This window comes from Scandinavium sp. (assembly GCF_032012665.1).
Classification (GTDB): domain Bacteria; phylum Pseudomonadota; class Gammaproteobacteria; order Enterobacterales; family Enterobacteriaceae; genus Scandinavium.
Genome location: NZ_DALZVG010000012.1, coordinates 90,004 through 112,133, shown reverse-complemented (window position 1 = coordinate 112,133; position 22,130 = coordinate 90,004). Strand labels below are relative to the sequence as shown.

Annotated in this window: 23 protein-coding genes; 19 read left to right on the top strand and 4 right to left on the bottom strand. The window is 56.5% G+C overall.

Annotated features, from left to right (window positions below; genetic code table 11):
* Window positions 1-462: 462 nt before the first annotated feature.
* From RTU33_RS12120 to RTU33_RS12100, 5 genes are all read left to right on the top strand, one after another.
* On the top strand, window positions 463-1,956 hold the full coding sequence (locus RTU33_RS12120; protein WP_312627629.1) for a diguanylate cyclase: 1,494 nt from the start codon (window positions 463-465) through the stop codon (window positions 1,954-1,956).
* 82 nt (window positions 1,957-2,038) lie between these two features.
* Window positions 2,039-2,803, top strand: a complete 765-nt coding sequence (locus RTU33_RS12115) for an EAL domain-containing protein (RefSeq protein WP_312627627.1) — start codon at window positions 2,039-2,041, stop codon at window positions 2,801-2,803.
* 167 nt (window positions 2,804-2,970) lie between these two features.
* Entirely contained in the window at window positions 2,971-3,903 is a 933-nt protein-coding gene (gene cbpA / locus RTU33_RS12110; RefSeq protein WP_312627625.1) for a curved DNA-binding protein, read from the top strand.
* Window positions 3,896-4,192, top strand: coding sequence for a chaperone modulator CbpM (gene cbpM / locus RTU33_RS12105; protein WP_312627624.1), 297 nt, complete (start codon window positions 3,896-3,898; stop codon window positions 4,190-4,192). The genes cbpA and cbpM overlap by 8 nt, the downstream gene beginning before the upstream one ends.
* Before the next feature lie 99 nt (window positions 4,193-4,291).
* Window positions 4,292-5,254, top strand: coding sequence for a nickel/cobalt transporter (locus RTU33_RS12100; RefSeq protein WP_312627623.1), 963 nt, complete (start codon window positions 4,292-4,294; stop codon window positions 5,252-5,254).
* Between the two features lie 109 nt (window positions 5,255-5,363).
* Here the strand turns inward: RTU33_RS12100 and proP are convergent, their stop codons facing one another.
* A complete protein-coding gene (gene proP, locus RTU33_RS12095) occupies window positions 5,364-6,866 on the bottom strand; it encodes a glycine betaine/L-proline transporter ProP (protein ID WP_312627622.1) in 1,503 nt (500 codons plus the stop codon).
* A gap of 732 nt (window positions 6,867-7,598) precedes the next feature.
* On the opposite strand from proP, the gene kdgT reads away from it, so the two are divergent.
* Window positions 7,599-8,594 (top strand): 2-keto-3-deoxygluconate transporter, encoded by a 996-nt coding sequence (gene kdgT / locus RTU33_RS12090; RefSeq protein ID WP_312627620.1) that lies wholly within the window; start codon window positions 7,599-7,601, stop codon window positions 8,592-8,594.
* 92 nt (window positions 8,595-8,686) lie between these two features.
* Here the strand turns inward: kdgT and RTU33_RS12085 are convergent, their stop codons facing one another.
* On the bottom strand, window positions 8,687-9,559 hold the full coding sequence (locus RTU33_RS12085) for a diguanylate cyclase regulator RdcB family protein (RefSeq protein WP_312627619.1): 873 nt from the start codon (window positions 9,557-9,559) through the stop codon (window positions 8,687-8,689).
* A complete protein-coding gene (gene crfC / locus RTU33_RS12080) occupies window positions 9,556-11,901 on the bottom strand; it encodes a clamp-binding protein CrfC (protein WP_312627618.1) in 2,346 nt (781 codons plus the stop codon). The genes RTU33_RS12085 and crfC overlap by 4 nt, the downstream gene beginning before the upstream one ends.
* Before the next feature lie 429 nt (window positions 11,902-12,330).
* On the opposite strand from crfC, the gene RTU33_RS12075 reads away from it, so the two are divergent.
* From RTU33_RS12075 to phnP, 13 genes are all read left to right on the top strand, one after another.
* A complete protein-coding gene (locus RTU33_RS12075; RefSeq protein WP_312627616.1) occupies window positions 12,331-12,666 on the top strand; it encodes a zinc ribbon domain-containing protein YjdM in 336 nt (111 codons plus the stop codon).
* A gap of 184 nt (window positions 12,667-12,850) precedes the next feature.
* Window positions 12,851-13,282 carry a VOC family metalloprotein YjdN gene (gene yjdN / locus RTU33_RS12070; protein WP_312627614.1) on the top strand — a complete coding sequence of 144 codons (432 nt, stop codon included), beginning with the start codon at window positions 12,851-12,853 and terminating at the stop codon, window positions 13,280-13,282.
* A 267-nt stretch (window positions 13,283-13,549) separates the two neighbouring features.
* Complete coding sequence (gene phnF / locus RTU33_RS12065; protein WP_312627637.1) at window positions 13,550-14,275, top strand: phosphonate metabolism transcriptional regulator PhnF; 726 nt, start codon at window positions 13,550-13,552, stop codon at window positions 14,273-14,275.
* Complete coding sequence (gene phnG / locus RTU33_RS12060) at window positions 14,276-14,728, top strand: phosphonate C-P lyase system protein PhnG (RefSeq protein ID WP_312627613.1); 453 nt, start codon at window positions 14,276-14,278, stop codon at window positions 14,726-14,728. It abuts the gene before it with no gap.
* Window positions 14,725-15,321: a phosphonate C-P lyase system protein PhnH gene (gene phnH / locus RTU33_RS12055; protein ID WP_312627612.1), complete on the top strand. Its 597-nt coding sequence runs from the start codon at window positions 14,725-14,727 to the stop codon at window positions 15,319-15,321. The genes phnG and phnH overlap by 4 nt, the downstream gene beginning before the upstream one ends.
* On the top strand, window positions 15,321-16,385 hold the full coding sequence (locus RTU33_RS12050) for a carbon-phosphorus lyase complex subunit PhnI (protein ID WP_312627611.1): 1,065 nt from the start codon (window positions 15,321-15,323) through the stop codon (window positions 16,383-16,385). The genes phnH and RTU33_RS12050 overlap by 1 nt, the downstream gene beginning before the upstream one ends.
* Window positions 16,378-17,223, top strand: a complete 846-nt coding sequence (gene phnJ, locus RTU33_RS12045) for an alpha-D-ribose 1-methylphosphonate 5-phosphate C-P-lyase PhnJ (RefSeq protein WP_312627610.1) — start codon at window positions 16,378-16,380, stop codon at window positions 17,221-17,223. Before RTU33_RS12050 ends, phnJ begins: the two co-directional genes overlap by 8 nt.
* The gene (gene phnK / locus RTU33_RS12040; protein ID WP_312627609.1) at window positions 17,220-17,978 is read left to right on the top strand and encodes a phosphonate C-P lyase system protein PhnK; all 759 of its coding nucleotides are present in this window, start codon (window positions 17,220-17,222) and stop codon (window positions 17,976-17,978) included. The genes phnJ and phnK overlap by 4 nt, the downstream gene beginning before the upstream one ends.
* A 103-nt stretch (window positions 17,979-18,081) precedes the next feature.
* The gene (gene phnL / locus RTU33_RS12035) at window positions 18,082-18,762 is read left to right on the top strand and encodes a phosphonate C-P lyase system protein PhnL (RefSeq protein WP_312627608.1); all 681 of its coding nucleotides are present in this window, start codon (window positions 18,082-18,084) and stop codon (window positions 18,760-18,762) included.
* Complete coding sequence (gene phnM, locus RTU33_RS12030; RefSeq protein ID WP_312627607.1) at window positions 18,759-19,895, top strand: alpha-D-ribose 1-methylphosphonate 5-triphosphate diphosphatase; 1,137 nt, start codon at window positions 18,759-18,761, stop codon at window positions 19,893-19,895. Before phnL ends, phnM begins: the two co-directional genes overlap by 4 nt.
* On the top strand, window positions 19,895-20,461 hold the full coding sequence (phnN, locus tag RTU33_RS12025) for a ribose 1,5-bisphosphokinase (RefSeq protein WP_312627605.1): 567 nt from the start codon (window positions 19,895-19,897) through the stop codon (window positions 20,459-20,461). Before phnM ends, phnN begins: the two co-directional genes overlap by 1 nt.
* The gene (phnO, locus tag RTU33_RS12020) at window positions 20,451-20,882 is read left to right on the top strand and encodes an aminoalkylphosphonate N-acetyltransferase (protein ID WP_312627604.1); all 432 of its coding nucleotides are present in this window, start codon (window positions 20,451-20,453) and stop codon (window positions 20,880-20,882) included. Before phnN ends, phnO begins: the two co-directional genes overlap by 11 nt.
* Window positions 20,883-20,976: 94 nt before the next feature.
* The gene (gene phnP, locus RTU33_RS12015) at window positions 20,977-21,735 is read left to right on the top strand and encodes a phosphonate metabolism protein PhnP (protein WP_312627603.1); all 759 of its coding nucleotides are present in this window, start codon (window positions 20,977-20,979) and stop codon (window positions 21,733-21,735) included.
* On the opposite strand, the gene yjdP is transcribed toward phnP, so the two are convergent.
* A complete protein-coding gene (gene yjdP / locus RTU33_RS12010; RefSeq protein WP_312627602.1) occupies window positions 21,732-22,064 on the bottom strand; it encodes a DDRRRQL repeat protein YjdP in 333 nt (110 codons plus the stop codon). The two genes, phnP and yjdP, sit on opposite strands and share 4 nt — an antisense overlap.
* Window positions 22,065-22,130: the final 66 nt, after the last annotated feature.

Here is a 22,130-nt window from a genome sequence, read left to right as displayed (position 1 = left end):
GGTTCGATGATTCGCCGCAAGCGGCTCACCCTTCGGGCCAGCGCAAAAAACGCGCTGTTCAAACGCCTTCGGCGTTAGTCCGAGTCCGGGCACCACTATTTAAAGAACCCGCCCAAAAGGCGGGTTTTTGCTTTTGTGCTTCCGGACTCTGCATCGAATTGGTTCGATGATTCGCCGCAAGCGGCTCACCCTTCGGGCCAGCGCAAAAAACGCGCAATCGATACAACTAATCGGTTTCAACATTTTCTTAGCTTATCGTTTTAATCGATCAATAATGAATATTCGATCGTTTTTGACAATCAAAACGCGAAAGCGTAGGATCTGATCTACTCTATAAGTTATTTACCGTTTTCCTGTCGCCATTTTCATTATTAATAACCGTAATTTATTTCCAACAATTCCTTAACATACTGTGCGATCGATACCCCACAGTCAGCATCATATGAAAGTCTGGAGTAATCTGTGATCGAGAGTTTGAATTTCAGAAGGCCAATTAACATTTGCTTCTCGGTCATAGCCGCGACGTTTATTTTAGTCAGCCTTCTGATTGCCCATTTACAATGGTCAGCATCTGAAGAGGCCTACAAAAAACAAAACAGGGTATATATCAACAATATAGCTGCATTTATGGATACGTATCTGGGTGGCTATCAGAATAGCGTAAGGGAAATGGCGAGAATTGCTGCTGACCAACATAAATTTGAAGACGACGCTGACGGCAGTCGTGAGCTGAGAAGCTGGATGATCGAGCGCCTGCGCATCTTGCCGGATGCAATCTCAATCATTCATGCGGATAGCCAGGGGCGTTTCATTCGCTTGCCCTATATTGAAGGTGCTTCCAGCTGGGATCCACGCAAGGAGCCCTGGTTTACCATCTCAATTGAAGATTCTGACGAAGCACATTTCACGATTAGCAGAGATCCTTTCGCTAACAAAGAGCGAGTGATCACCATATCTCTTCCCGTCATCAATGGCACAGATGGCTCCAATAATGGCGTGCTGGCGCTCAATCTGGATATTGATAAAAGCACAAAGATATTGGATAGCATCGTCCCGCCAACAAAAAGCAGAACCTTTGTGATGAACCGTGATGGAGAAATGGTCATCAACCCAGGCTACCCGATTGATCCGGCAAAACTCAAAGCCCTCGCTCGTTACGCCCGGGATTATCGGGGTGATTTTGTCATGGATTCACACTATTACGCTTACCGTTCCATCGCATCACAATCGTGGCTGGTCGTGCATGAAGTGGATGAAAAAGAGCTTAACGGTCTGCTCTGGAATCAATGCCTCAATATTTTCTGGGGGATGTTGTTTACGCTGGTGGTGCTGTTCTTCTGCTGGTGGGCAACCCGCGCAGCGATGAATACCATTTTTATGCACATTGCCACCAGCATCAGGAACGGCGCAATCAAGCCCGCGGCTGTCGAAGAGATGATATTTGAAGAAATACATAATTCGCGGCAGCGACAGGAAAAAATATCGCATGAAGCCCTGACGGACGCATTAACCGGACTGAAAAATCGACGTTCATTTGATGCTGATGTCGTGCAATATAATAACGAACCGCTGACATACCTCGCCCTCATCGATATTGATAATTTTAAAAAAGTTAACGATACATGGGGCCATGCGGTAGGCGATATGGTGCTTAAAACCGTCTCTGAATTAGGCCTGCGGTTACGCGGGCTGGAGAATATCACCCTCTATCGTTACGGTGGTGAAGAAATAGCCGTTCTGTTTAAAGGTATCTCACAGGAAAAAGCACAAAGTTATCTCGAGAAATGGCGGATAACAGTCAGCACCCGTAAGTTCAGAGAAAATGACCTGAAGATCTCTTTTAGTGCAGGGCTATCTAAAATGGGCGGTGCATCACTTCCCGAGGTGATTGCACGCGCCGATAAGCTGTTATATCAGGCAAAGAAAACGGGTAAAAACAAAATTATTGCCAGTTAGTGTCGATACATTTACTCAGCTCATTTAAGTTGGGCCGTTTTTAGGTCGTTTTACGCTTTGTTGTTGTGATCATGAGGCTGGCATGGAAAAAAGTATTCATTTTGTGATGCAATGTGTCGAAAAAAATAAACTCTATGCGGGTATCGATTTTGTCATTCAACCCATTTTCGATCTCTCACGGTTTGTCTGCATCGGGGGCGAGATCCTGGTGAGAGGAACTCATCGCCGTCATATTGTGCCTCCTCATTTATTTATCGGTGAACTGGAAATGAACGGTGGGATCGTGTCGATGGGCGATTACATCATGGCCCAGGCCTTTCGCTATATTGCTGACCAGCTGCCGGAAGTACGGGACAAACAGCTCTTCACGCTCAATATTTCCTGGGTGCAGCTGCAGGATGCCAGTTTCGCTAAACGTGCATTAAGCATGCTTGCCCGATATAACCTCACGCCGCGCCATATCGTCTTTGAGATTACGGACAGCGATCTCCAGCCCAACGAGCAGGTTAGCCTGAATCTGCACGCCCTGCATGATGCCGGAGCTAACCTGGCATGGGACGGCATCGGCAGTCTGGAGAAACTGCAATCTCGGCTGGCGCTCTATACACCTGATTATGTGAAACTGGATCGAAGCTGTCTCGCCTCCGACAAACTCGGGCATACCTTCACCATGCTGGAATATATTGCGAACTGGGATGTTGACGTCATTATCGAAGGTATCGAAAACTACACCCACGTTTCGACGATGCTACGCCATGGGGTTCAGTATGGTCAGGGCTATCTGTTTTCTCGCCCGGTTAGCAAGGAAGCGTTTCACCAGCAATATATGCAGCCAGAACTCGGATAAGGCATTCCCGATATGTTTCAAAAAACGCCTGAGTAAATAAAGAAAAACCGGGCATCAGCAGCACCGTTTGCGTTTCTCCTCCCTCTTCCACAGGCGTATCCTACACTTACAACGTTAAGTTCTTCAGGGAACCCGTACTGTTTGTATGATGCATAAGAGATAACGCCATGGAATTAAAGGATTATTACGCCATTATGGGCGTGAAGCCGACGGACGATCTCAAGACGATTAAGACCGCCTACCGCCGACTCGCCCGCAAGTATCACCCCGACGTCAGCAAAGAGCCCGATGCCGAAGCGCGCTTTAAGGAAGTGGCCGAGGCTTGGGAAGTACTCAGCGATGAACAGCGCCGCTCGGAATATGACACCCTCTGGCAGCACCGTAACGACCCGCAGTTCCACCAGCAGGCGCACGCCGGCTCCGGTCAGCAGCACGGCTACAGTCAGGAAGAGTTCGATGACATCTTTTCCTCAATCTTCGGCCAGCGCGCCCAGCAATCTCACCAACGCCATACCGCTCGCGGTCACGATGTGGAAATTGAGGTCGCCGTCTTCCTTGAGGAGACGCTCGAGGCCCACACTCGCCCTATCAGCTATAAGCTCCCTGTCTACAACGTGTTCGGCATCGTCGAGCAGGAAATCCCGAAAACGCTCAACGTCAAAATCCCGGCAGGCGTCGGCGACGGGCAGCGCATCCGCCTGAAGGGCCAGGGCACGCCGGGCGAAAACGGCGGACCGGCGGGCGATCTGTGGCTCATCATCCGCATTGCTCCGCATCCGCTGTTTGATATCGTCGGCCACAACCTGGAAATCGTGCTACCGCTTGCGCCGTGGGAAGCCGCGCTGGGAACGAAAGTCACCGTACCGACGCTCAAGGATTCCATTCTGCTGACCATTCCACCAGGCAGTCAGGCCGGGCAGCGGCTGCGCATCAAGGGCAAAGGCCTGGTGAACAAACAGCACACCGGCGATCTGTTCGCGGTGATAAAAATCGTGATGCCGCCGAAAGGCGATGAGAAAACGGCCGCGCTGTGGCAACAGTTGGCAGATGCACAATCCACCTTTGAGCCACGCCAGCAGTGGGGGAAAAATCATGGCTAATGTGACACTCACTTTCACCGTGACGGAGTTTTGTCTGCACACCGGCGTCTCCGAAGAGGAGCTCGACGAAATTGTGGGTCTGGGCGTCATTGAACCCGACACCGGCACTGACAAATGCTGGCTGTTTGACGATCGCGCAGTCACCATCGTGCATCGCGCGCTCCGCCTGCGCCGCGAACTGGCGCTCGACTGGCCTGGCATCGCCGTGACCCTGACGCTGCTCGAGGAGAATGAACGCCTGAAGCAGGAAAACCGGCTGCTGCTCCAGCGGCTTGGGCGCTATCTCTGACGGACACCCTTTGACACAAAGCCAGCCTGCGGGCTGGCCCATTTTCGCCCACCTTCCTTTATACTTCCTCCATTCCTTTGCAGACGACGCATTCTCATCATGACGACTTTTGTTGCCAGACGTGACTGGCGTATCCCGGCAGCCATGGTGCTTATCACCATACTGATAGCCCTCGCCTTCCAGCTGCACGCCCACTGGCCCGCCTTTCTTCAGTGGTGTCTCGCCACGCAAATCACGTTGCACCGCTATCTGGTGATGTACCTGCTGCAGCTAAATAACCACCAGTACAGCGGCGGCCTGTGGCTGCTGGTTGGCTCGTTCATCTATGGTGTGCTGCACGCCATCGGCCCAGGCCACGGCAAGTTTATTGTCACAACCTATCTCAGCACCCACCAGGAGAGCCAGATGGCCGCACGTGTCGTGCCGTTTATCGGCAGCCTGATGCAGGGCGTCAGCGCTATTGCGTTCGTGTTTATTCTGGCGGTAGGAATGAATCTGGCCTCCGGCGATCTCAGTGAAAGCCGCTGGTATATCGAGAAGATCAGCGCCGTGCTGATCGGCAGCTTCGGGGCTTTCGTCATCTGGCAAACGCTGAAAAGCCTTAAGCCTGAGACCATGAATATTCACAGCCTGACGCCAGTACGGGATCACGTTCACGGTGCGGAATGCGGCTGCGGCCATCATGGCGTGGGCACCGATCTCACTCATGCCGACTGGAAAACCCGTGCGGGCATCGTGCTGGCCATCGGCGCGCGCCCTTGCAGTGGAGCGATCATGATTCTGCTGTTCTCCAATGCGCTCGGGATCGTCACCTGGGGGATCATGGCCGTGATGACGATGGCGTTTGGCACTGCGCTTTCAATTTTCGGCCTGTCTCTGGCGGTTCGCTACGCCCGCGAGCGCACGGTGGCGTGGTTTGGTGAGGGTTCGGAGCAGATTCGCTGGCTGGTACCCACGGTGAAAATCATCGGCGGAGCGCTGATTATCCTCTTTGCCGTGGTGCTGTTTTTGACGGTCATTCCGATCAGCGCCAACGGCGACTACATCGCCGCAGGCTGTTAAGAGAATTGCCCGGTGACGCAGGCTTACCGGGCCTACAAAACATCACAGCATGTTGATGTTGTAGGCCGGATAAGCAAAGCGCCATCCGGCAATACAGCGCTTCAGGAAATTATTCGTTAATGCGCGGATGCTGGTCCACCAGCGTTGAGCGTTTCGCCTGCAGCTCTTCAATCTCTGCATCAATATCTTCAATTTTCTGTTCGATATTGTCGTGATGCTCACGCAGAATTTCCTTCGCTTCCTGAATATCCGATGCCGCAGGGGTTGCGCCCTTCAGCGGTCGGTTGGCGGTTTCCTTCATGGTGATACCGGTCAGCAGTCCAACAACCGCAATCACCATCAGGTAATACGCAGGCATCATCAGATTCTGCGTGAACTCCACCAGCCATGCCGCCAGCGTTGGCGTCAGACCCGCAATCAGCACCGAAATGTTGAATGCGCTCGCCAGCGCGCTATAGCGGATATGCGTCGGGAACATCGCAGGCAACGACGACGCCATTACGCCGATAAAGCAGTTGAGGATCACCGCCAGCAGCAGCAAACCGGCAAAAATCAGCGCGGTCACGTTGCTGTTAATCATAATAAATGCCGGAATCGCACAGACGAACAGCAGCACGCTGCCCACCAGAATGAACGGACGACGGCCAAAACGGTCGCTCAGCATCCCGATAATCGGCTGCACAAACAGCATCCCGACCATGATGGCGATAATAATCAGCACGCCGTGGTCTTCAGAGTAATGCAGGTTGTGTGACAGGTAGCTCGGCATGTAGGTCAGCAGCATGTAGTAGGTGACGTTAGTTGAAATCACCATCCCCACGCAGACCAGCAGTGCACGCCAGTGCTTGGTTGCAATCTCTTTAAACGAGACTTTCGGCCCTTCCTGCAGACCCTGACGATCGCCCTGCTCCATTTTATCAACGTGCTGCTGGAACGCCGGGGTCTCTTCCAGCGCATGACGCAGGTAGAGGCCGATGATCCCAAGCGGCAGCGCCAGGAAGAACGGCAGACGCCAGCCCCAGTCGAGGAAGTTATCTTCACCAACAATGGTGGAGATCAGCACCACCAGGCCGGCACCGAGCACGAAGCCCGCAATCGAACCAAAGTCGAGCCAGCTGCCCATAAAGCCACGTTTACGGTCCGGAGAATACTCCGCCACGAAAATCGACGCGCCGGTGTACTCACCGCCTACCGAGAAGCCCTGTGCCATCTTACACAGCAGCAGCAGGATCGGTGCCCAGATACCAATCGTGGCGTAACCCGGTATCAGACCGATACAGAAGGTACTGAGCGACATGATAATAATGGTGATGGAGAGTATTTTCTGACGACCGTATTTATCGCCTAACATCCCGAAGAACAGACCGCCAAGGGGGCGGATCAGGAAGGGAACGGAAAAGGTCCCTAAAGCGGCAATCATCTGAACGCCGGGATCGGCATCCGGGAAGAAGACCTTACCGAGGGCATAAGCCACAAAGCCATAAACACCGAAATCGAACCATTCCATCGCATTACCGAGCGACGCGGCGGTAATCGCCTTGCGCAGCTTGCTGTCGTCGATGATGGTGACATCGCGCAGCGTAATCGGCTTAACTTTTTTCCTTTTTAGCATGTTGTCCTCATTAACTATCGCCGTGAGCGCACACCAGGGGAGACGAACGCAAAGGTTCGCGCGGGTGCGGTAGTGGGGCGGTAAAATGGCCGGGCCCCACATTTCAAGCGTAGCAGGTTTACTTACACTGGCTGCTCACAGCCTGTACAACCGAACCTGTTGACGCCTGCTCTGGCAGTAAAAGATTCTGACCAAAACCTCTATGTATAGTGATACTTCCTTTCTTACCCTAACAGCGTTTATATGTGTGATCAACTTCACGAAAAATGTTGCCCACTGTTAAGTTGATTCATGAAACGTCAAAAAGTTCAAATCAGCCCTAAGCCATTTCTTATTTTTGCCCCGATATTGCAGTTGCCAAAAACGTCGGCCTTTCCGCGCATTACGTATTACTAAGACTTTTATTTACATCTTAAACAACCGCTTTTCACCAACGTTTCTTTACATATCTCTTACCCCCAACAACCTTAAAAATACACGCTTAAGGCTTTTCTCCGAATATGTGATCAATACAACCAAAACACTGTTTTATTTTAATTGAATCACAATTCCAATGATCGCATTATAGCGCCAGAGCAACACCACAGCGCGCTGCGCATAAAACCAGACACGCTACCTCTGCTTAGTTTTAATCATATAAACAAACAGATACCCGATCTCACGTCGGCTATTTTGTTGACCCTATTATTTATGTCTTCCCGGCCTCAAGGCTGTGGGAAGCGAGGACCGGAAATGAAAATCAAAGCCACGATTGAACGCATCCCTGGCGGAATGATGTTAGTCCCGTTGCTGCTCGGGGCACTATTAAATACCCTCGCGCCGGACGCCGGAAATTATTTTGGGTCGTTCACAAAAGGCATGATTGGTGGAACGGTACCGATCCTCGCCGTCTGGTTTTTCTGTATCGGCGCCTCGATTGATTTACGTGCCACCGGTACGGTATTACGCAAATCCGGCACGCTGGTGCTCACCAAAATAGCGGTCGCCTGGGGGGTGGCAATGATTGCCGCAGCCTTTATTCCGGACGAAGGGATTCAGACCGGCTTCTTCGCCGGATTATCCGTACTGGCGCTGGTATCCGCCATGGACATGACCAACGGTGGCCTGTATGCCAGCCTGATGAATCAGTACGGCTCAAAAGAAGAATCAGGTGCTTTCGTGCTGATGTCTCTGGAGTCCGGCCCGCTGATGACCATGGTGATCCTCGGATCCGCAGGCCTTGCCTCCTTTGAGCCGCACCACTTTATCGGTGCCGTACTGCCCTTCCTGATTGGCTTTGCGCTGGGCAACCTCGACCACGATCTGCGCGCCTTCTTCAGCAAGGCAACGCCAGTGCTGATTCCGTTCTTCGGCTTCGCACTCGGCAACACCATCAATCTGAGCGTCATCATGGACACCGGCCTGCTGGGCATTGTGCTTGGCGTGGCGGTGATTATCATCACGGGCATTCCGTTGATCATTGCCGACCGGATGATTGGCGGCGGGAACGGGACTGCGGGCGTCGCGGCCTCTTCAGCGGCAGGCGCGGCGGTGGCAAACCCGGTGATTATCGCTCAGATCAACCCGGCCTTTGAACCGGTTGCCGCCTCGGCAACGGCGCTGGTGGCCGCAAGCGTAATTGTCACCGCGATTCTGGTGCCGATTATTACCGCGCTCTATGCCAAACGCTTCGGCAATCTACCAACAAAGCAGCCGGAAGCTGTGGCAGCAGAATCTCTTCACCATTAATAAGACACACGCCGGGTGGCGGTTCCGCCTTACCCGGCCTACGAAACAGGCAATTTTATCGCATGCCGGGCAAACGAAGTGCCGCCCGGCAATCAAACCTCATCCACAAACAGCTCTTCGATCATCGCGTCCACCAGACGAGCCGCTGAACAAAGCCGTGGCATCCCCAGCGCCACCGGCTGCCAGGTTTGCGTTACCGACCAGCACACGGGTTGACGTACAGCATCGCAGCGGCTGCCAAGCCACGCCAGCATCTCTTTATAATCCATCAGGCCGGGCGACGTGGGCGAAGCCAGCCACTGGTGGTAAAAGTGACGCGTTTCCGTCGCCGCGCCGATGCCTTCAGCGAGATATTGTGACGTCATTTTTCGCAGGCTGTCTCTCAGCAGGCCTCTCACCCCGGCATTCGCCAGCCGCCAGGCATCACCAAATGCGCCCCAGCGCAGCTCCTCCAGCACAATGAAACAGCGCCCTGCCAGCGACCAGCCGTCATACTGTCCGGCATGCCAGCGGGTAAACACCTCGTCGCTGTGCTGGCCCGACTCAACCATCAGCCCACGCTGTGTCAGCGCACGCTGCTTGTATTCGGCACGCTGGCTAAACTGCTCGCTGACCAGGCCATATTGCTGGCGCAGCTCCGGCGAGCCGTGGCTTCTGGTCTGTAAAAGCTGTAAATAGCGGCTCATGCGCGCCAGCGCCAGATGACCGGGATCGAACTGGCTGGCGAGCTTCTCCGCAAGGCCGAGACGCATGACGGGATTATCGCTAAACAGCCCCGCCACGGACCACGGCCGCAGATGGGTCTGTGCCACGATCTCATTCATCAGACGCTCACGAAACTGTTGCTGCTGAGGGGCGAGGGTGTGCTGCCGGGGGTTTTCTATCCCCAGCACCAGATCGACCATAAATCGGGCATGGAGGGATTCAAGCCAGCGGCCCGGCCCCTCCAGCAATCGCGTGTTCATCTCTGTTCAGCCGCAAAAAGGGTTTGAATATCATCGCGCAACAGGCGCGCATCCTCTTCAATCCAGCGTACCGTTGCCAGGCCCTGCGTGAGTTGCTGGCAAAGGGCGATTACCGTGGACTGATGCTGCTGGCGTAACGTCAGGCTCTCCTGCAAACTTTTCTGCAAACCACCCAGGCTTTGTGAAAACTCGGCAAAGAAGGCCGTCATGCCCGCCGTAACAGAGACATCGACATGCGCCGCCAAAGCTTTAAGGATTTGTGCGCAGAAGGTCGACACGCTGTCAATAATTCGCCCCTTAATGGCGTCAACATCAACGATATAGCGCGTTTTTGTCATCACCCAGGTGTCCGAGCCCCAAGTCGGATTGTTCAGCCAGCGGCTGACCGTTTCCCGCACCCCGCCGCGCACGTTGCCCATTGGCAAATCTTCGGTCGCAACGGTGCCGTTAAACCACTGCTGCATAGTGATTTGCAGGGAGTCTGACTGAAATACCGGGAGCGCTATCCGCGTGCGGAACCCGGCTCGCTGCAGCTCCTCTTTTACGTGAGATTCAATCGGCCTGAGCGCGTCGTCCAGCGAGCGGCTTAGCGACGTTTCCAACTGGCCCAGGCGCAGCGACAGCTCGCGAATCAGGCTTTGCTGGCAGGTGAATACCGTGCTTTCACAATCGGCGCGAATAAGGCTAAGCAGACGGTGCGCTTGCGCCTCGTCCTCCAGAATCAACTCACCACGGTTATTCTGCTGCGACCCGTTCACCTCCACTCCGTTGGCAAGACTCATCACCCGCAGATTCTCGACGCTAAAGCAGCGCTCAATCAGCTGTAAAATTTCCTGTTGTTGCCCGCTAATAAAGGCTTCTGCGGCCTCCATCGCCTGCCCGACTTCATGACTTATCTCTTCACTGACCACGCGCTGGCGCCCCCCAAACTGCGCCATATCCTCTTCCAGACGGGCAATATTCTCCTGAAGCTGCCCGGCGGCCATCGTCAGCCCTTGCAGGCGAAACTCCAGGAAATCCCGTGCTTTTTGTGAGTAGTTCAGCAGCTTATGCGAGGCCGAACGCAATGCGAACAGCGAGGCGTTGGCGTGGGCCGCGTGCAGCAGCTTATTGATCGGCTTTTCGAACAGAGAGTCTTCCCACAGCAGATCGGCGGCATGGCGAATATGAGGAACATCATCCAGATCGGCGGTGCGCCAGCGTCGCCCCAGCGCCGCCTCGGCAAAATCCTGCACCCAGCGCTGCTCCTGATGATCGGGCAGTTTTCCGTAGATATTCAGCTCATGGCGGGCACGGTTGGCCAGATAGCCCCACATCGATGACACCGGGAAAATCTGCCCCGGCGTGATAAACCCTTTCATCAGCGTGCCGGAAATCATCGCCCGAACCTGGTCTTCATCGTCGCTGTTGCGATCCTTCTGATCGAACTTATTAACCAGCGCATACAGCGGCACCGACTTGCTGATCGCGGCAATGGCCTGGCGCACTTCCTGATCGGAAATCGACTTCAGCTGGGTGTAGTCCATCACCGCCAGCACCGCGGAGGCGCGGGCCAGCTGTTCGTTGAGCATTTTTTGCAGATGTGGCTGCCCGGCCTCATTTGGCCCTGGCGTGTCCAGAAGCGTCAGTTGCCCGGCGTTTTCACCCAGCCCCGCCAGATGAACAAATTCCACCTCAATCACCGGAATATGCTCAATTGCCGCGTAGTCGGCAAAGGGAAAATCAACGTCCATTGCCCGGGAGAGGCGCACCAGATCGTTGAGGCTTTTCAGACACTGAAAAATAGGCTGCGCGCCGAGATAATGTTTTTCAAACGCGACACCGCCGATAATACGTTCGAGCAGCGCGTTCATGTCCTTATCAATTTCTAACTTAAGCGCCAGCTTTGTTCTGTCGACGTTGCCGAGTCTCTCCTGCAGCTCGTGCATTAAACGTTCTATAGGTTCAACATGAATAAAGTTCAGTACGGGTTCTTTTTGACCCGGCGCATGACGAATAAGCGTTGGTAATGCCGTCATCGGGCGATTACGGTTAGGTAAAACCTCAGTGCCGACAATGGCATTAATGGTGGTGGACTTTCCCGCTTTCATTGTGCCGACAATGGCCAGCACCATTTCCAGACGGGTAATTTTACGCAGCTCGTTATTCAGCATGCCCTGCTGCGTAGTCAATAAATGCGTTCCCGGATGACGTTCGGGCGCCCCCCCAGGCGCCCCCGTCAGGGCCTGTACGTCGCTCAACGCATGGCCCGGAAGTCCGCTCACGGTATCGAGATGTCGTAATGCCAGCTGAAGCAAACGCTCAGCTTCCTGACTCAGTTCAAATATTGTCTGTGTGTACATGGTTAAAGTATTCCCTTAACGCAAATTTTATAACTTTTATTAGTCAGACTTTTTTATTTCCCGATTTTAATTTCTTATATAATTATCCGCACCACGGCAGAATTCGCAGAGCGTAAACAATCAGGAGATATACAGAGTAGCGCCATACGCCACATCCGACAGGATATATTGCGTATAAACTTCCTGACGAAAGAGTAGGGATAAGATAGCGCCGGGTAATAATCAGATATGTGATCTTCACCATAACGTAAACTGCATTTGTCGGCAATTTGGAAACGGAGAAATTTGTACAGACGGAGGCTGATGTTACAAAGCCGAAGGTAAATAGTCCCGACAAGCATGGGGATATGCAGTATAATACTCATACTTTTAGCGCTCAGCGGCAGTTTCTCCGGTCTGTGGCGCATTTTCAATTATTATGAGGTTCCTATGTCTCTGCCACATTGCCCAAAATGCAACTCTGAATATACCTATGAAGACAACGGCATGTTTATCTGCCCGGAATGCGCCCACGAATGGAACGACGCCGAGCCTGCTCAGGACAGCGATGCGCTTATCGTGAAAGACGCAAACGGCAACCTGCTGGCCGACGGCGACAGCGTCACCGTGGTAAAAGACCTGAAAGTGAAAGGTAGCTCTTCGATGCTTAAAATCGGCACAAAAGTGAAGAATATCCGCCTCGTTGAGGGCGATCACAACATCGACTGCAAAATTGACGGTTTTGGCCCGATGAAGCTGAAATCCGAGTTCGTGAAGAAAAACTGATCCCTCGACACGATCGCCCGGTGGCGGCTACGCCTTACCGGGCCTGTGAGATAATGCGGGTTTTATAGGCCCGGCAAACAACGTGCCGCCGGGCATTTCCTCCCCCGCCCCAACTCTTACCGCCTGGTTACTTTTCCATCACATAGCTACACTTACCGGGTCAATTCAGACCGAGGTCGTGGTTATGCCTTTAAGTCCCTACATCTCTTTTGCCGGTAACTGCAAAGAAGCCCACGCTTTTTATCAGCAGGCGCTAAACGCAGAAGTCGGTTACGTCATTACCTTTGGTGAAATGCCAAAATCGGAAAACAGCGACGAAGACTGTCCGTCCGCCCTGTCTTTTCCGCCCGAGGCTATCGCCCACTCCAACGTACGTATCGCGGGCAGCGACATCATGATGAGCGACGGCACGCCCGGCAGCGTCAGCTATTCCGGCTTCACGCTGGTACTCGACACTCAGGACGTCAACGAAGGGAAGCGCTGGTTCGATGGGCTCGCGCAGGGAGGCAAGGTCGAAATGGACTGGCAGGAAACCTTCTGGGCACACGGATTTGGCAAAGTCGTCGATCAATTCGGCGTGCCGTGGATGATAAACGTCGTCAAACAGCAGCAGTAACCTCCTTCAGGGCGAGGCCACTCGCCCTGTCACACGACTCACCTTAACTCTTCATCTCTCAGTCACCGTGCCTTAACGGCGCTGTCATATTGCCTCGTCACGATGTGGACAATTCCCCCTCACCCCGCCCCTCTCCCCGGAGGGGCAAGGGAGAAAAACCACTGCACCTTGTTATACCGAAGCACCTTACTGTTCCCTCTCCCATACAGGGAGAGGGCTAGGGTGAGGGTTACAGGCCAGGCATACGTTGAAGAGGTCTACCTTATGATCAACTTGTCCAGACATCCGACCAGTTATCCGACGCGCTACGAGGAGATTGCCGCGAAGCTCGAGCAGGAGCTGCGCAACCAGTACCGCTGCGGCGACTACCTTCCGGCCGAACATCAGCTGGCGGCACGTTTTGAAGTCAACCGCCATACCCTTCGCCGCGCCATCGATCAGCTGGTGGAAAAAGGGTGGGTTCAGCGCCGTCAGGGCGTAGGCGTGCTGGTGCTGATGCGCCCGTTCGATTACCCGCTCAACGCTCAGGCCCGCTTCAGCCAGAACCTGCTCGATCAGGGCAGCCACCCGACCAGCGAAAAGCTGCTGTCGGTGCTGCGCCCGGCCTCTGGTCACGTGGCGGATGCGCTGGGTATTCAGGAAGGCGACAACGTCATTCACCTGCGCACCCTGCGTCGCGTCAACGGCATCGCGCTGTGCCTTATCGATCACTATTTTGCCGACATGCAGTTCTGGCCTGCGCTGCAGCGCTTCAACAGCGGCTCGCTGCACGATTTTCTGTATGCCGAACTGGGCCTGAGCCTGACGCGCACCCAGACGCGAATCAGCGCCCGTCGCGCCCAGGCAAAAGAAAGCAAGGTCCTCGAAATTCCGAACATGGCGCCGCTGCTGTGCGTGCGCACCCTGAACCACCGTGAAAGCGAAGCGAACGCGGCGGAGTACTCCGTCAGCCTGACCCGCGCCGACATGATTGAATTCACCATGGAGCACTGAATGCCCTTCGATACCGCAACCCGCCAGCGCTGGATGTCGGCGCTGGCCCACAGCGAGCCCGCTGCACTCGCCGCCCGCATGCAGGCGCTACGGCTCTCGCCTGAGTATGAAACCCTGCGCACGCCCGAAAGCGGGCTGGTGCAAATCCAGGCCCGGATGGGTGCCACGGGCTCCCGCTTCTTCGCCGGAGACGCCACGCTGACCCGCGCCGCTGTACGCCTGGCTGACGGGACGATCGGCTACAGCTGGATCCTCGGGCGCGATAAAGCCCACGCCGAACGCTGCGCGCTTATCGATGCCCTGCTGCAAACCGAATCCCGGTTCCGGACCCTGATGGAAACCTTAATTGCCCCGCTGGAAGCCGAACGCGAAGCGCGCATTGCCGCGCGTCAGGCAGAAGTGAACGCCAGCCGGGTGGACTTCTTTACCTTAGTGCGTGGAGACAACGCATGACGCTTTCTACCGAACTGAAAACCGCTTTCCCGCTTCCGGTGCAGGATGCCCAGCACAGTTTTCGCCGCCTGCTGAAGGCCATGAGCGAGCCCGGCGTGATTGTGTCGCTGCATCAACATAAGCACGGCTGGCAGCCGCTCTCACCTGCCACCACCAGCGTACTGCTGACGCTCGCCGATAACGATACGCCGGTGTGGCTCTCCGGCCCGCTGGACAACGACATCGCCCGTCAGAACCTACGTTTTCACACCAACGCGCCTTTAGTGGAACAGCCGCACCACGCGCTGTTCGCCGTGACCGATGCCTCTATCAGCACCGAACAGCTGAATGCGCTCTCGGCAGGCAGCGCCATCGCTCCGGAAACCAGCGCCACGCTGATTGTGCAGCTGAACAGCCTGAGCGGTGGCCGCATGCTGCGCCTGACCGGCGCGGGCATTCAGGAAGAGCGGATGATCGCCCCACAGCTGCCGGCGTGCATTCTGCATGAGCTGACCGAACGCCCGCACCCGTTCCCGCTGGGCGTTGACCTGATTCTGACCTGCGGCGACCGCCTGCTGGCCATCCCGCGTACCACTCACGTGGAGGTTTGCTGATGTACGTTGCCGTCAAAGGGGGCGAAAAGGCCATCGCCGCCGCGCACGCTTTGCAGGAGCAAAAACGCCGTGGTAATCCGGCCCTGCCAGAGATTACCGTGGAGCAAATCGAGCAGCAGCTCAACCTCGCCGTTGACCGGGTGATGACCGAAGGCGGCATCGCCGACCGCGAACTGGCAGCGCTGGCGCTGAAGCAGGCCAGCGGTGATAACGTCGAAGCCATCTTCCTGCTGCGCGCATACCGCACCACCCTTGCAAAACTCGCCGTCAGCGAGCCGATTAACACCGCCGACATGCGCATCGAGCGCCGTATCTCCGCCGTGTACAAGGACGTGCCCGGCGGCCAGCTGCTCGGCCCGACCTATGACTACACTCATCGCCTGCTGGATTTCGCCCTGCTGGCGAACGGCGAAACGCCTGACGTTCGCCCGGGCGATGAACAGCCCGCCGCCTCGCCGCACGTGTTCAGCCTGCTGACCCACCAGGGACTGGCGAAAGCCGAAGAAGATACCGGCGCCACGCCGGACGACATTACGCGCACGCCGCCGGTGTATCCGTGTTCACGCGCTTCCCGCCTGCAACAGCTGATGCGCGGCGACGAAGGCTATCTGCTGGCACTGGCCTACTCCACGCAGCGCGGCTACGGGCGTAATCACCCGTTTGCAGGGGAAATCCGTAGCGGCCACGTTAACGTGGAAATCGTGCCGGAAGAGGTGGGTTTTGCAGTGAACGTCGGCGAACTGCTGATGACCGAATGCGAAATGGTCAACGGCTTTGTCGCCCCGGAAGAGGAAGCACCTCACTTCACGCGCGGCTACGGGCTGGTGTTCGGTCTGAGCGAACGTAAAGCAATGGCGATGGCGCTGATGGACCGGGCGCTTCAGACGCCAGAGTACGATGAGCACGTTGCGGGCCCGGCGCAGGACGAGGAATTCGTGCTGGCCCACGCCGATAACGTCGAAGCCGCAGGATTCGTCTCACACCTCAAACTGCCCCACTACGTCGATTTCCAGGCCGAACTGGAACTGCTTAAACGCCTGCAACAGGAGCGCAACCGTGGCTAATCTCAGCGGCTATAACTTCGCGTATCTCGACGAACAAACCAAGCGCATGATCCGCCGCGCCATTCTGAAAGCCGTCGCCATTCCCGGCTATCAGGTGCCGTTCGGCGGGCGTGAAATGCCGATGCCTTACGGCTGGGGCACCGGCGGTATTCAGCTCACCGCAAGCGTTATCGGCGAAGCGGACGTGCTGAAGGTGATTGACCAGGGTGCCGACGACACCACCAACGCAGTCTCTATCCGTAACTTCTTTAAACGTGTTACCGGGGTCAATACCACTGAAAAAACCGAAGACGCGACGCTTATCCAGACGCGTCACCGCATTCCCGAAACGCCGCTGGTTGAGGATCAGATTCTGATTTTCCAGGTGCCGATTCCGGAGCCGCTGCGCTTTATCGAGCCGCGCGAAACCGAAACCCGCACCATGCACGCGCTGGAAGAGTACGGCGTGATGCAGGTGAAGCTGTACGAAGATATCGCCCGCTTCGGCCACATCGCCACCACCTACGCCTACCCGGTGAAGGTCAACGACCGCTACGTGATGGACCCGTCGCCGATCCCAAAATTCGACAACCCGAAAATGGACAATATGCCTGCCCTGCAATTGTTCGGTGCCGGTCGTGAGAAGCGCATCTACGCCGTGCCGCCGTACACCAAAGTGGAAAGCCTCGACTTCGACGATCACCCGTTCACCGTTCAGCAGTGGGATGAGCCCTGCGCCATCTGCGGCTCGCGCCACAGCTATCTCGATGAAGTGGTGCTCGACGACACCGGCAAACGGATGTTTGTCTGCTCCGATACCGACTACTGCCGCCAACAGAGCGAGGCGCTAAACCAATGAATCAGCCGCTACTTTCGGTCAATAACCTGACCCACCTTTATGCGCCAGGCAAAGGCTTCACCGACGTCTCGTTTGAGCTGTGGCCTGGCGAAGTCCTCGGTATCGTCGGCGAATCCGGCTCCGGCAAAACCACGCTGCTGAAGGCCATTTCCGCACGCCTGGCCCCGCAGCAGGGCGAAGTGGTTTACGAAAACCAGTCGCTGTACGGCATGAGCGAAGGTGAGCGCCGCCGCCTGCTGCGCACCGAATGGGGTGTCGTCCACCAGCACCCGATGGACGGCCTGCGCCGCCAGGTTTCGGCGGGCGGCAACATCGGCGAGCGCCTGATGGCCACCGGGGCGCGCCACTACGGCCACATTCGCGAAACCGCGCAGCAGTGGCTGGAGGCGGTGGAAATCCCGCCATCACGCATCGACGAACTGCCGACGACGTTCTCCGGCGGCATGCAGCAGCGCCTGCAAATCGCCCGCAACCTGGTCACACACCCGAAGCTGGTGTTTATGGACGAGCCCACCGGTGGCCTGGACGTCTCCGTGCAGGCGCGCCTGCTCGACCTGCTCAGAGGCCTGGTGGTGGAACTGGATCTGGCGGTGGTGATTGTCACCCATGATTTGGGCGTCGCCCGCCTGCTGGCAGACCGACTGATGGTGATGAAGGAGGGCCAGGTGGTGGAAAGTGGCTTAACCGACCGCGTGCTCGACGACCCGCACCATCCGTATACCCAGCTGCTGGTGTCGTCCGTATTGCAGAACTGACTTTTTGTCGGGTGGCGGCTTTGCCTTACCCGACCTACAGCGCCATATATTTGTAGGCCGGGTAAGCGCAGCGCCACCCGGCAATCAGAATCACGAGGCCAACATGATTCGCGTTGAAAACCTGAGTAAAACCTTCGTCCTGCATCATCAAAACGGCATTCACCTGCCGGTGCTCTGGAAAGCCGAACTGACCGTCGACGCCGGGGAATGCGTCGTACTGCATGGCCATTCCGGCAGCGGAAAATCAACTCTCTTACGCTCCCTGTACGCCAACTATCTGCCGGACACGGGCCACATTCACGTGAGGCACGGTGATGAGTGGGTCGATTTAGTCACCGCTCCGGCGCGCAAAGTGCTGGAAGTGCGCAAAACCACCATCGGCTGGGTAAGTCAGTTCCTGCGCGTGATCCCACGTATTTCGGCGCTCGACGTCGTTATGCAGCCGCTGCTGGATCTCGGCGTACCTCGCGATGAGTGCTATGTCAAAGCCGCGAGTTTGTTAACGCGCCTGAACGTGCCGGAACATTTGTGGCACCTGGCGCCCTCAACCTTCTCCGGCGGCGAGCAGCAGCGCGTCAACATCGCCCGTGGGTTTGTCGTTGACTACCCGATTCTGCTGCTTGATGAACCCACCGCCTCGCTGGATGAAAAGAACAGCGCCGCCGTGGTTCAGCTTATCGACGAAGCCAAGGCGCGCGGCGCGGCGATCGTCGGCATTTTCCATGATGAAGCGGTGCGCTCCCGCGTCGCCGACCGCCTGTACCCGATGGGAGCCGCAGCATGATTATCAACAACGTGAAGTTAGTGCTGGAAAATGAAGTGGTTCACGGCTCCATTGATATTCAGGACGGCGTGATCCGTACCTTCGCCGAAACCCAAAGCCAGAATCCGCAGGCAATGGACGGCGAAGGCGGCTGGCTGCTGCCGGGGCTCATTGAACTGCACACCGACAACCTTGATAAATTCTTCACCCCGCGCCCGAAAGTCGACTGGCCCGCGCATTCGGCAATGAGCAGCCATGACGCGCTGATGGTGGCAAGCGGCATCACCACCGTGCTGGACGCGGTGGCGATTGGCGACGTACGCGACGGCGGCGATCGCCTGGAAAACTTAGAGAAGATGATCAACGCCGTCGAGGACACGCAAAAGCGCGGCCTCAACCGCGCCGAGCATCGCCTGCACCTGCGCTGCGAGCTGCCGCATTTCACCACCCTGCCGCTGTTTGAAAAGCTGGTCGACCGGGAGCTGGTGTCGCTGGTTTCCCTGATGGATCACTCGCCGGGCCAGCGCCAGTACGCCGACCGTTCGAAATATCGCGAGTACTACCAGGGCAAATATCACCTGACCAACGAACAGATGGCGCGTTTCGAAGCCGAACAAACCGCGCTGGCAGAGGAGTGGTCGTATCCGAACAGAATGGCCATTTCCGAAGCCTGCCGCGCGCGCAATATTGCGCTGGCAAGCCACGACGACGCTACGCACGAGCATGTTGTGGAATCGCATCAGATTGGTAGCGTGATCGCAGAATTTCCCACCACGTTCGAAGCCGCGCACTCTTCCCGCCAGCTTGGAATGAACGTGCTGATGGGTGCCCCGAACATCGTGCGCGGCGGCTCGCATTCCGGCAACGTGGCGGCACATGAGCTGGCCTCACGCGGCCTGCTCGATATTCTCTCGTCTGACTATTACCCGGCGAGCCTGCTGGACGCCGCGTTCCGCATCGCTGACGACGATCGCAATGCGTTCAGCCTGCCTCAGGCGATTCACCTCGTCACGCGCAACCCCGCGCGGGCGCTTAATCTCTCCGACCGTGGCGTGATTGCCGAAGGCAAACGCGCGGACCTGGTGCTGGTGCACCGCAAAGGCGAGCACGTGCATATCGACCACGTGTGGCGTCAGGGCAAGAGGGTGTTCTGATGACGGGAAGAGTTATCTGGTTAGTCGGCCCGTCCGGGTCAGGGAAAGACAGCCTGCTGGCGGCGTTACGCCAGCAGGAGCACGCACAGATGCTGGTCGCACATCGCTACATTACTCGCCCGGCCAGCGCCGGAAGCGAAAACCATATCGCGCTCAGCGAGCATGAATTTTTCACCCGCGCCGAGCGCCAGCTTTTCGCCCTGAGCTGGCACGCCAACGCGCTGTACTACGGCGTCGGCATTGAAATCGACGTCTGGCTGCACGCCGGGTTTGACGTGGTGGTGAACGGTTCTCGCGCCCATCTGCCGCAGGCGAAGGCTCGCTATGCCAGTGCGCTGCTGCCGGTGTGTTTGCAGGTGTCACCCGATGTGCTGCGCAGCCGCCTCGAACAACGCGGAAGGGAAACGCAAAAAGAGATAGCACAGCGGCTCGATCGCGCCGCACGCTACACGCCCACCGGCTGTTTAATGCTGAACAACGACGGCAGTCTGCTACAGTCTGTGGACACCTTTTTGCAAATGATCCGCACCCATGGAAACCAGAAAGAGAGCCAGCATGTCCTGTGACCTTCGCCCCGCAAGCCTCGCCGATACCGAAGCCGTTTATGGTCTGATTTGCGAGCTGAAACAGAAAGCCTATGACCGCAACACCTTCGCGACGGGGTTTGCCGCGAACCTTAACAACCCGCAGCAGCGCTATCAGCTGGCCGAGGTAAGCGGCGAAGTCGTCGGTCTTATCGGTATCCAGATCATGTTCCCGCTGAACCTCAACTGCTGGATTGGCGAGATTCAGGAGCTGGTCGTCCTGCCGCAGATGCGCGGCCTGAACGTTGGTAAACGGCTTCTGGCATGGGCCGAAGACGAAGCCCGCAAAAACGGCGCCAGCCTGATGGAGCTCTCCAGCGGCAAGGTCCGTACCGATGCGCACCGTTTCTACCAGCGAGAAGGGTACGAGCAGAGCCATTTTCGGTTTAAGAAGACGCTGTGAACAATTGCCCGGCGGCACTGCGTTTGCCGGGCCTACGGTTTTGTAGGCCGGGTAAGGCAAAGCCGCCACCCGGCGCTCTCTGACGAGGTGACCCATGAACCTGTCCATCCGCCTGACCGGCACCGGCGGCGCGCAGCTGGTGCCCGCCTTCGGCTGTGAATGCAAAGCCTGCCAGCGCGCACGGCTCAACTCCGATTTTCGCCGTCGCCCGTGCAGCGGTGAAGTGCGCTACAACGGCGCTGTCACGCTACTGGACGCGGGGATCCCTGACCTGATGGACCATCATGCAGCAGGCAGCTTCCGCCAGTTTTTGCTCACCCATTATCATATGGATCACGTGCAGGGCCTGTTTCCGCTGCGCTGGGGCGTGGGTGATAAAATCCCCGTTTACGGGCCGCCGGACGAACAGGGGTGTGACGATCTCTTTAAGCATCCCGGCCTGCTCGATTTCAGCCACGTCGTCGAGCCGTTTGTGGTGTTTGAACTGCAGGGCTTGCAGGTCACACCGCTGCCGCTCAACCATTCAAAACTCACCTTCGGCTACCTGCTGGAATCCGCCCACAGCCGGGTGGCGTGGCTCTCGGACACCGCCGGACTGCCGGAAAAAACGCTGAAATTTTTACTCAACAGCCGCCCGCAGGTGACGATCATCGACTGTAGCCACGAGCCGCGCACGGAGCCGCCGCGCAATCACTGCGATCTGAACACGGTTATGGCGATCAACGAGATCGTACGCTGCCCGCGCGTGGTGCTGACGCACATCAGCCATCAGTTTGACGCGTGGATGATGGACAACCCGCTGCCGGAAGGCATCGAAGCGGGATTTGACGGAATGGACATTGTGGTGGATTAGCGGTCGTACTCTTCCCGCAGCTGGTTCTCTTCGTCGTCAAGCTGACGGCGCTCCTGGTCGAGCTGACGCTGCCTGTCGTCTAACTGGCGACGCCTGTCTTCAAGCTGACGGTAGCGGTCATCATACTGGCGGCTGCGTTCGGTATTCTGCGGGCGATCGCTGTCATCGTCGTCGCGATCGTCGTGATAAACGCGATCGCTGTCCGGTTTGTACGCGTCGTTGATCGCCTGCTGAATGTTGCCGATCGCATCATCAATGATATCGGCATGCGCCAGCTGGCTTGCCAGGGAGAGCGTGCAAAACAGCAGCGCCGTTGCGGGTCGTTTCATCGGATCAGGCTCTGGAGTGAACTGACCTCAGCCTAATCAATGCCCATAACGGCGAGTAGCGGACGA

Excerpts from the sequence above, each read along its gene's own strand:
- crfC (WP_312627618.1), bottom strand. The coding sequence starts at position 11,901 with ATGTACACACAGACAATATTTGAACTGAGTCAGGAAGCTGAGCGTTTG.
- proP (WP_312627622.1), bottom strand. The coding sequence starts at position 6,866 with ATGCTAAAAAGGAAAAAAGTTAAGCCGATTACGCTGCGCGATGTCACC.
- phnL (WP_312627608.1), top strand. The coding sequence starts at position 18,082 with ATGATTCGCGTTGAAAACCTGAGTAAAACCTTCGTCCTGCATCATCAA.
- kdgT (WP_312627620.1), top strand. The coding sequence starts at position 7,599 with ATGAAAATCAAAGCCACGATTGAACGCATCCCTGGCGGAATGATGTTA.
- RTU33_RS12085 (WP_312627619.1), bottom strand. The coding sequence starts at position 9,559 with ATGAACACGCGATTGCTGGAGGGGCCGGGCCGCTGGCTTGAATCCCTC.
- phnG (WP_312627613.1), top strand. The coding sequence starts at position 14,276 with ATGCCCTTCGATACCGCAACCCGCCAGCGCTGGATGTCGGCGCTGGCC.
- phnM (WP_312627607.1), top strand. The coding sequence starts at position 18,759 with ATGATTATCAACAACGTGAAGTTAGTGCTGGAAAATGAAGTGGTTCAC.
- yjdN (WP_312627614.1), top strand. The coding sequence starts at position 12,851 with ATGCCTTTAAGTCCCTACATCTCTTTTGCCGGTAACTGCAAAGAAGCC.
- RTU33_RS12050 (WP_312627611.1), top strand. The coding sequence starts at position 15,321 with ATGTACGTTGCCGTCAAAGGGGGCGAAAAGGCCATCGCCGCCGCGCAC.
- phnP (WP_312627603.1), top strand. The coding sequence starts at position 20,977 with ATGAACCTGTCCATCCGCCTGACCGGCACCGGCGGCGCGCAGCTGGTG.
- phnH (WP_312627612.1), top strand. The coding sequence starts at position 14,725 with ATGACGCTTTCTACCGAACTGAAAACCGCTTTCCCGCTTCCGGTGCAG.
- RTU33_RS12115 (WP_312627627.1), top strand. The coding sequence starts at position 2,039 with ATGGAAAAAAGTATTCATTTTGTGATGCAATGTGTCGAAAAAAATAAA.
- phnO (WP_312627604.1), top strand. The coding sequence starts at position 20,451 with ATGTCCTGTGACCTTCGCCCCGCAAGCCTCGCCGATACCGAAGCCGTT.
- RTU33_RS12100 (WP_312627623.1), top strand. The coding sequence starts at position 4,292 with ATGACGACTTTTGTTGCCAGACGTGACTGGCGTATCCCGGCAGCCATG.
- yjdP (WP_312627602.1), bottom strand. The coding sequence starts at position 22,064 with ATGAAACGACCCGCAACGGCGCTGCTGTTTTGCACGCTCTCCCTGGCA.
- cbpM (WP_312627624.1), top strand. The coding sequence starts at position 3,896 with ATGGCTAATGTGACACTCACTTTCACCGTGACGGAGTTTTGTCTGCAC.
- phnK (WP_312627609.1), top strand. The coding sequence starts at position 17,220 with ATGAATCAGCCGCTACTTTCGGTCAATAACCTGACCCACCTTTATGCG.
- phnN (WP_312627605.1), top strand. The coding sequence starts at position 19,895 with ATGACGGGAAGAGTTATCTGGTTAGTCGGCCCGTCCGGGTCAGGGAAA.
- RTU33_RS12075 (WP_312627616.1), top strand. The coding sequence starts at position 12,331 with ATGTCTCTGCCACATTGCCCAAAATGCAACTCTGAATATACCTATGAA.
- cbpA (WP_312627625.1), top strand. The coding sequence starts at position 2,971 with ATGGAATTAAAGGATTATTACGCCATTATGGGCGTGAAGCCGACGGAC.